Consider the following 7,002-nt stretch of genomic DNA (forward strand, 5'->3'; position numbering starts at 1 on the left):
TAATAGCCTTAGAAGCGATTTTAGCCCCCTCTGAGGGTGAGATGATTGACCCCACCACTGGTAAAAAATATCCCGCACCACCCAAGATAGTCGCCCAACGAGACTTAAAGGAAAGAGATAATTTACCCCTCTGTATGGATTGGCATAACTATTCGGGCTTATGGTTAGCCCGTCATGTTTTGGGTTTACCCAAGGTACTAAGCAGATTACTAGCAGGAGAAGAAGTAACTGCCACAGACCCAGATTTAGTCAAGATGACCGAGATGGCTCTAGCTACCCGCGCTCATATTAAAGCGATTTTAGGTTTTACCATTTCCCCTAAATGTACGCCTATTTGGTTGTTAAGTACATTAATCGACCAACTGGGGTTAAAAATGACTTCTCGTCGCAAAGGAGGAAAAGGACTCCAGGTGAGATATTACAGTTTGACCGTTGAAGATTTATCCTTCGCTATTGATGTACTACAGTATCGAGAGCGACAAAGAGAAGAAAAAGAATTAAAAGAACGAGAAAGATTATCAAAAGAACGAATTCATCAAGCTATGATGCAGACACAGTATGGCATAGATCCGCCAAATCCGTCGGTAGTCACCCCCCCACAAAAAGGGGATATTTATCCTTTAGATGAACCCCTGACTACGGAAAATGAGCCAGTTGAAATTGAAGAAACTGAGTATAAAGACTCATTGCCCAAGACATTATCCAAGCTCAAACCATGTTGGGAATTGTTAGAGGAAGTAATTAAAGGAGGAAGAGAGGTAATAAATCAGATGATGGTAATGTTGTTAGCGAATTCTGGAGGACAAAAAGAAAAAATGGTTTTACAACACCAGCTTTTTGATTGGTTAATAAGATCGAGGAAACTGACAACTCTCACTCTTTCCGAAAACATTTAGATTTAGAGATTAAAAATTTAGTCAATAATCAAGAGACTGACCCAAATCCCTGGTTCTGTTTGTGTCGAGCAATGATTTTTGCTGGCTTAAGATACTGAAGCGGTACGACCCATTCTTGTCCTGATGGGACTAAATATTTTTTATCCAATCTAGGGACGACAGCCAATCCTTTGGAGTGTAATTGCCTGAGAATTTTTTCAGCCCTAGAATGTGACCCTCGACCTAAATAGATGGAGAACATTAATGGTTGTTCGATTATGGGAAGAGGATTTTCATTAATTCTGGAAACACTAAAATTACGAGTCGTACCAGTAATCATATGTCCTAAAATCGCATCTTCTCCTAGAGTCAAGCCACTGGATACCTGTAATCTAAAAGGTTTATCTAGTTTGTTTTCAATTAGATAAAGTCCTAAATCTGGTAAAAGTGGCATAATGCTTCTTTTCTCCCCAAAAAAAGTTGAATAGTTTTTCTATTTTTAGCTTATGGCAAAAACAGAGAGTGAATTCATATCGTAGAGCCAAATAAATATATGCCAGCCAAAGATATTTATCATGAGACAGTAAAAAATGCCATGATTAAAGCAGGGTGGACAATCACCCACGATCCTTATCGTCTTCGTTTAACAAAAGGGAAAAATTTATTTATCGATTTAGGAGCAGAACAATTAATAGCAGCTACAAAAGACACGGAAAAAATAGCAGTAGAAATTAAAAGTTTTCGACGAGCTTCTGATATGAAAGACCTAGAAGAAGCTGTAGGGCAATTTGTTTTATACGACCGTCTTCTTCAAAGATACGAACCAGAACGAAAACTTTATCAAGGCTTCCGCCTTGGAAGGCAGATGGCAGATGGCAGATGGCAGATGGCAGATGGCTCTACTTCTAACTTATCCCTTTGGTTTAAAACCCCGTCTTCTAAAGGCGGACTGGGTTCAGTGGGGGTAAAAACCCCTTCTGAACAAGTAAACTTCTGCCCTCTGCCTTCATTCTTCTGCCTTCTTTTATTTAGCAGTAACTGAAGAAGTTGGTCAGACTGTTTTTGAACAGGAAGCAGGTAAAGTTTTATTAGAAGATAACATTATTCAAGTATTCACTTTTGACCCCATAAAAGAGGAAATAGTCAGATGGATAACTTAAGCATTAATAAGGGAGAAATTATTGAAAAACTGCTAACTGAATATGCCGAGTTTTTAGAAGGTAGCGATTTGACAGTGCAGCCTGAGACAGAACGCACCAAGATTGAGCTTATTCTAGATCGAGAAAACAATCGCTACTTGTTAGTAGAGACAGGATGGTTATCAGAACAACGCATCTATGGCGTATTAATCCACATAGATATCATTGACAATAAACTTTGGATACAAAGAGATGGTACAGAAGAGGGGATTGCTGATGAATTAGCCAATATGGGGATTCCCAAAGAAAATATCGTTTTAGCCTATAAATCATTGCCAAGACGACAAATTACTGAATTCGCTGTTAGCTAAGAGGCTTGCTTAATTAAGGCTATGCTATAAGTGTAGCCTCATAATTAGTAGCTAAAGGAGGTGGCGAGTTATGAAAACTTTGAGTAACTCTCGTGCCAAAATTTCTCAGTCAGAATTAGCAAGCTCCGAGTATCTCACCAAAGAGATAGAAAAGATGAATCGAGCGATCAAAGACTGTCAAGCAAAGGATACAAGCACCTATGTAACCCTTGACGGAAAGCCTTATCTTGTTACGCCTTATGGCGCAATGTCCTATGAAGGGACTACAACAGTCGCTTATTCACAGTCTAAACAATATAGAGAAGAGTAATTTTTTGACTACTCTCCTGTATTCATAACGTGGAATTCAGGGGTTGAGTACTTGCTGATACTGAGTCACTTTCCTTAACAAAAGCCCGATTTTTTCCAGAATGGAGGTCGGGCTGATTGTCAGAGGGGTTAAAAACCAAAAACTGATGCCCGCAGTACCGATGCTCTTCTTTGGTGGTGTGAATTCTTTTCATAATTAAAACTGCAACTTCTGAACCGCTTTCCTTTTAATCTCTTCCCCTCTCCTGTCATATTTAGCGGTAGTGGTGGGGTCGGCATGACCAGCTAGTTTCTGTACGGTAACGATATCTACTCCTGCATCTAACAAGTCACTACAAAATGTCCGACGAAAATCATGGGGAGAAAAGGATTCTACACCAGCTTGCTTGGCTCGTTTCTGCACTATCAACAACACCGCTTGAGAACTCAGATGTCTAAATTCGATTGCTCCACCCTTTCTAATGGGACACAAGATAGCACCTGCTCTTTTACCTCTGATAGCTAACCAATTTTCTACATAAGAGAGGGCAACTTCAGGCAAATACACCAGCCGACTTTTACCACCCTTGGCACGGTTAATTTCCAGTCCTCCCGTCTCCGAATTAAAATCTTTGACCTTCAGCTTGACTGCCTCACCCCGTCGTAAACCCGCACCCCTTAAAATAGCAATCAAAGCAGCATCTCTAACTCCCAACTTACTCTCATCTTCTATGCATACTCTCATCAATGCGGTAATCTCCGACCGACTCAAAGCCCGACCCCTGAGCTTCCTGGTATCCCGAATACTGGGTAATTCAATCGCATTGGCATAATCGGCAGCACTCATCAACCCCAACTTACGAGCCTCATCCAGTACCCTCCTAAACGCACACATGATCTTAGAAGCTGTCGAGGGTGCATATCTTTCCAGTAAAGAAGCTCTCACTGCTGCGGTATGCCGATATTTAATGGCTGCCCAATCTAGAGTGTAGAGATCGCACTGACCGTCACTCAATAAAGATGCGATTGCATTCAAGGCAGTGGTCATGGTAGGTTTTGAACCAGGACTCAGACTCCTCAGATACACCGCAGCAGGATGAATCGTTAACGGTAGGGGTTCGCTTAAGACCAGAGTTTTAACTGATGTCTGGTTCATTTAGTTTTTGGAAGTACTCTTCTTGCAACCAATATTACATAATTTTACGTAGAAGCTATTAAATCTCCTCTATAGTTAATAAAAATTGAGAACAACTATTAATTATTAATGTCTCGTCGTTCGGAACTCCAAGATTATTTATAGGCTTTATTTTTTACCCTAAACCTAATAGATTTAATTAGCAACAAGGTTTTAGCTAGAAATTTTTCTGACTATTAATTGTTTTTGAGCTTAATTTTTCAGAAAACAAAACCTACTCTCAGTAAAATTGGGATTACTCTAGGAAGAGTAAAACCAAATCATTGATAGATGAGCAAAATCATCGCCCTGTTTAACCAAGCTGGCGGAGTAGCAAAGACTACTCTAACTATGAACCTCGGCTATCACCTGTCTCAGATTTCCCCACCTCGAAAAAAGCAGAATTACCGTGTTCTTTTAATCGACCTCGATCCACAAGCTACATTAACCAACTTTATGGGTCTTGAGCCAGAGCAATTAGAGTCAACTATCTATGATGCGGTTATTGACCAAAAGAAACTACCCATTCACTCAGATATCCACGGACTCGACTTAGTTCCTGCTTCCGTTGACCTTAGTTCGGCAGAATTGGAGTTAGTTGTAGCCGATATGCGTGACCTGCGCTTAAAGTATGCTCTAGAACCAATTCAAAATAACTATGATTTTATTTTGCTCGACTGTCCTCCTTCCCTTGGCATTCTCAGCTATATTGCTTTAGTTGCTTCTACTCATGTCTTAGTGCCAATTCAAACTCAATACAAATCTTTTTTGGGTGCAGAACTTTTACTCTCTACCGTTACTCGTGTTCGCTCTCTACCCAACCGTCACTTACAAATTGCTGGTTTTATCCCGTCAATGTATGATGCTCGCAATACCCAAGACGAACGCACCCTCAACGCCATTCAAGAACAATTAGCGATACTAGCACCAGTCTATAAACCCATTCCTCGCTCGACTGCTTTTGCTGATGCAGCCGAAGACAAACAACCTCTAGCTATTTTTCAACCCAAACACCCCGCCGTTAAAATTCTTAAGCAAATTGCAATCGCTCTAACCAAACTATCATGAATAGCAGACGCAACAAGCCCTACAGTCACAAACTTAAAGGAATAGATGCTTATATCGGTGAAACTGCACCCAAGCCGACTAATGCTTTTATTCCCATCGAGAAAATTCAATTACCCTCCCAGCAACCCCGACGCTATTTTGCTCCAGACAAACTAGAACAACTAACCTTATCAGTTAAAGAACACGGTATTTTAGAACCTTTATTAGTTCGTCCTCTAAAAGATGGGAACTATGAATTAGTGGCAGGAGAAAGGCGTTATCGAGCAGCTACAGGAGCATCTTTAGCATCCGTTCCTGTAGTTATCAAAGAACTAACTGACACAGAAGCTCTACAACTGGCTTTAGTCGAAAACCTGCAAAGAGAAGATTTAAATCCAGTAGAAGAGACAGAAGGCATTTTAAAATTGTTAGCTCTGAAGCTAGAATTTGAAACTACAGAGGTTGTTTCTCTCCTCTATCAAATGCAAAATGCTACTGCTGGAAAAATTACTGATAACGTTATCAGTAATTCAGAAATTGAGTCAGTGAATCAAGTTTTTACTGGCTTGGGCAAGATGAACAGGGAATCTTTTACCTCTAACCGCCTACCTTTACTCAGATTACCTGAAGATGTTCTCTCTGCTCTGCGAAGTGGTCAGATTGAATATACCAAAGCTAAAGCAATTGCTCGTGTTAAAGATGAAACTGAGAGAGCCCAATTACTCGAAGAGGCGATTGCATCTTCTCTATCTTTGAGTCAAATCCGCTCACTAATTAAAGAGTTAAAGCCAGCCCAACAACAATCGGAATTAAAAACTCGTTTTGATAATACTTATAAACAAGTGAAGAAAGCTAAAAATCTTTGGAGTAATGCCTCTAAGCGTCAACAGTTAGAATCGTTATTGGCAAAGTTAGAGAAGTTAATTGAAGAAGAAAATTGATCCCATATCAATGAAACCCTTACGGTAGCATAGACTCAGAGTGATTGGGGGACTTATCAGAATATTTGATAAGCCGATAATTACAGTTGTTTCCCTGTACTGATTAACGAGACTTATGAGCCATACTTAGCAGTAATTTCGGCGATTTCTGAGCCTCCTGTTCTGGGTTTGAGCGGTATTAAAACTAATGCTACATCGGGAAAAATTGAGATGACGTAGTAATCACATCCCCCATCACTTTTGAAGCTGAAACTGATATAGATTTACTTGACTCTCTACCAGACTAGAGAGTTTAAGATAGAAATCCAATAAAACTCAATTATTAGTTGAATTAAGAATGTCAAAACTCTTATCTAAAATAACTATTACTGTAGTGGCGATTGCAGGGATAGTGGTCGGAACTTTTTATTTCACTTCGACTTCCAGAGGCAGTAATTCTGCGGTTGCTAATGACAACCGTGAGTTAGCTACCTTAGTGAGTGTTTGGGACAAAGAAACCGAACCAGATTATTCAGGAACAACAGAAATGACCGTATATCGATCTCCTTCCTGTGGTTGCTGTGGTGTCTGGGTAGAACACGCTCTTAAGCATGGCTTCAAAATCGAAGATATCAAAACTGACGAGATGGAAGCCTTAAAGCAAAAGCACAATATCCCTTCAGAATTAGCATCCTGTCATACAACCATTATTGATGGTTATGTAATGGAGGGTCATATTCCCGCCGATGATATTAAACGTTTTCTAACTGAAAAACCTCAACTAGCTGGTTTAGCCGTACCTGGGATGCCCATCGGAACGCCAGGAATGGAAGCGCGAGACATCAAACAACCATTTCAAGTATTGGCGTTTAATAACAAGGGAGAAGTCGAAGTATTTAAGGAATATCAATCTTACTGAATTCAACAGGTTCTCTAACCGAATTAATTATGGTTAAATTTAACCGTCGCCAGTTTATTGTTTTAGGCACTGCTGGTACGGGAGCAGCGATAGCGGGTAGTTGGTTGCGTCAAGAAACTATGTCCAGTCAACCTTTACCATCCTCATCTGCAAATGCTGCTTCTGTTTATCAAAGTAGCGATGGATTATTAGAACTAGACTTAGAAGCCAGCGAACGTCCCGTAAATTTAGGCGACAGACAGGCATACCTCTTAACCTATAACGGACAA

General features: G+C 40.2%; 8 protein-coding genes and 3 pseudogenes. 9 read left to right on the top strand and 2 right to left on the bottom strand.

The features are described from left to right. Window positions 1-896 (top strand): annotated as a pseudogene (locus H1P_RS36710) (bifunctional DNA primase/helicase); the annotation flags it as partial. Between the two features lie 28 nt (window positions 897-924). Here H1P_RS36710 and H1P_RS29360 read toward each other — a convergent pair. Continuing rightward, on the bottom strand, window positions 925-1,329 hold the full coding sequence (locus tag H1P_RS29360; RefSeq protein WP_144874424.1) for a hypothetical protein: 405 nt from the start codon (window positions 1,327-1,329) through the stop codon (window positions 925-927). A 99-nt stretch (window positions 1,330-1,428) separates the two neighbouring features. Between H1P_RS29360 and H1P_RS29365 the strand changes: the two genes are divergently transcribed. The 4 genes and pseudogenes from H1P_RS29365 to H1P_RS29375 all read left to right on the top strand — a co-directional run bounded on the left by H1P_RS29365 (window position 1,429) and on the right by H1P_RS29375 (window position 2,695). After that, on the top strand, window positions 1,429-1,917 hold the full coding sequence (locus H1P_RS29365) for a XisH family protein (RefSeq protein ID WP_144874426.1): 489 nt from the start codon (window positions 1,429-1,431) through the stop codon (window positions 1,915-1,917). A 37-nt stretch (window positions 1,918-1,954) separates the two neighbouring features. Further along, window positions 1,955-2,035, top strand: a pseudogene (locus tag H1P_RS39585) (XisH family protein); the annotation flags it as partial. Beyond that, window positions 2,023-2,385, top strand: a complete 363-nt coding sequence (locus tag H1P_RS29370; RefSeq protein WP_144874428.1) for a XisI protein — start codon at window positions 2,023-2,025, stop codon at window positions 2,383-2,385. The pseudogene H1P_RS39585 and the gene H1P_RS29370, both read left to right, overlap by 13 nt. A 70-nt stretch (window positions 2,386-2,455) precedes the next feature. After that, a complete protein-coding gene (locus H1P_RS29375; protein WP_144874430.1) occupies window positions 2,456-2,695 on the top strand; it encodes a hypothetical protein in 240 nt (79 codons plus the stop codon). 195 nt (window positions 2,696-2,890) lie between these two features. On the opposite strand, the gene H1P_RS29380 is transcribed toward H1P_RS29375, so the two are convergent. Continuing rightward, the gene (locus tag H1P_RS29380) at window positions 2,891-3,829 is read right to left on the bottom strand and encodes a tyrosine-type recombinase/integrase (RefSeq protein ID WP_144874432.1); all 939 of its coding nucleotides are present in this window, start codon (window positions 3,827-3,829) and stop codon (window positions 2,891-2,893) included. Window positions 3,830-4,138: 309 nt separating this feature from the next. On the opposite strand from H1P_RS29380, the gene H1P_RS29385 reads away from it, so the two are divergent. From H1P_RS29385 to H1P_RS29400, 4 genes and pseudogenes are all read left to right on the top strand, one after another. After that, window positions 4,139-4,915: a ParA family protein gene (locus tag H1P_RS29385; protein ID WP_144874434.1), complete on the top strand. Its 777-nt coding sequence runs from the start codon at window positions 4,139-4,141 to the stop codon at window positions 4,913-4,915. Beyond that, a complete protein-coding gene (locus H1P_RS29390; protein ID WP_144874436.1) occupies window positions 4,912-5,835 on the top strand; it encodes a ParB/RepB/Spo0J family partition protein in 924 nt (307 codons plus the stop codon). The genes H1P_RS29385 and H1P_RS29390 overlap by 4 nt, the downstream gene beginning before the upstream one ends. A 337-nt stretch (window positions 5,836-6,172) precedes the next feature. Next, window positions 6,173-6,733 carry a DUF411 domain-containing protein gene (locus H1P_RS29395; protein WP_144874438.1) on the top strand — a complete coding sequence of 187 codons (561 nt, stop codon included), beginning with the start codon at window positions 6,173-6,175 and terminating at the stop codon, window positions 6,731-6,733. 29 nt (window positions 6,734-6,762) lie between these two features. Then, a pseudogene (locus H1P_RS29400) lies at window positions 6,763-7,002 on the top strand (multicopper oxidase family protein); the annotation flags it as partial.

It is taken from the genome of Hyella patelloides LEGE 07179 (assembly GCF_900659865.1).
Classification (GTDB): domain Bacteria; phylum Cyanobacteriota; class Cyanobacteriia; order Cyanobacteriales; family Xenococcaceae; genus Hyella; species Hyella patelloides.

Excerpts from the sequence above, each read along its gene's own strand:
- H1P_RS29360 (WP_144874424.1), bottom strand. The coding sequence starts at position 1,329 with ATGCCACTTTTACCAGATTTAGGACTTTATCTAATTGAAAACAAACTA.
- H1P_RS29365 (WP_144874426.1), top strand. The coding sequence starts at position 1,429 with ATGCCAGCCAAAGATATTTATCATGAGACAGTAAAAAATGCCATGATT.
- H1P_RS29370 (WP_144874428.1), top strand. The coding sequence starts at position 2,023 with ATGGATAACTTAAGCATTAATAAGGGAGAAATTATTGAAAAACTGCTA.
- H1P_RS29375 (WP_144874430.1), top strand. The coding sequence starts at position 2,456 with ATGAAAACTTTGAGTAACTCTCGTGCCAAAATTTCTCAGTCAGAATTA.
- H1P_RS29380 (WP_144874432.1), bottom strand. The coding sequence starts at position 3,829 with ATGAACCAGACATCAGTTAAAACTCTGGTCTTAAGCGAACCCCTACCG.
- H1P_RS29385 (WP_144874434.1), top strand. The coding sequence starts at position 4,139 with ATGAGCAAAATCATCGCCCTGTTTAACCAAGCTGGCGGAGTAGCAAAG.
- H1P_RS29390 (WP_144874436.1), top strand. The coding sequence starts at position 4,912 with ATGAATAGCAGACGCAACAAGCCCTACAGTCACAAACTTAAAGGAATA.
- H1P_RS29395 (WP_144874438.1), top strand. The coding sequence starts at position 6,173 with ATGTCAAAACTCTTATCTAAAATAACTATTACTGTAGTGGCGATTGCA.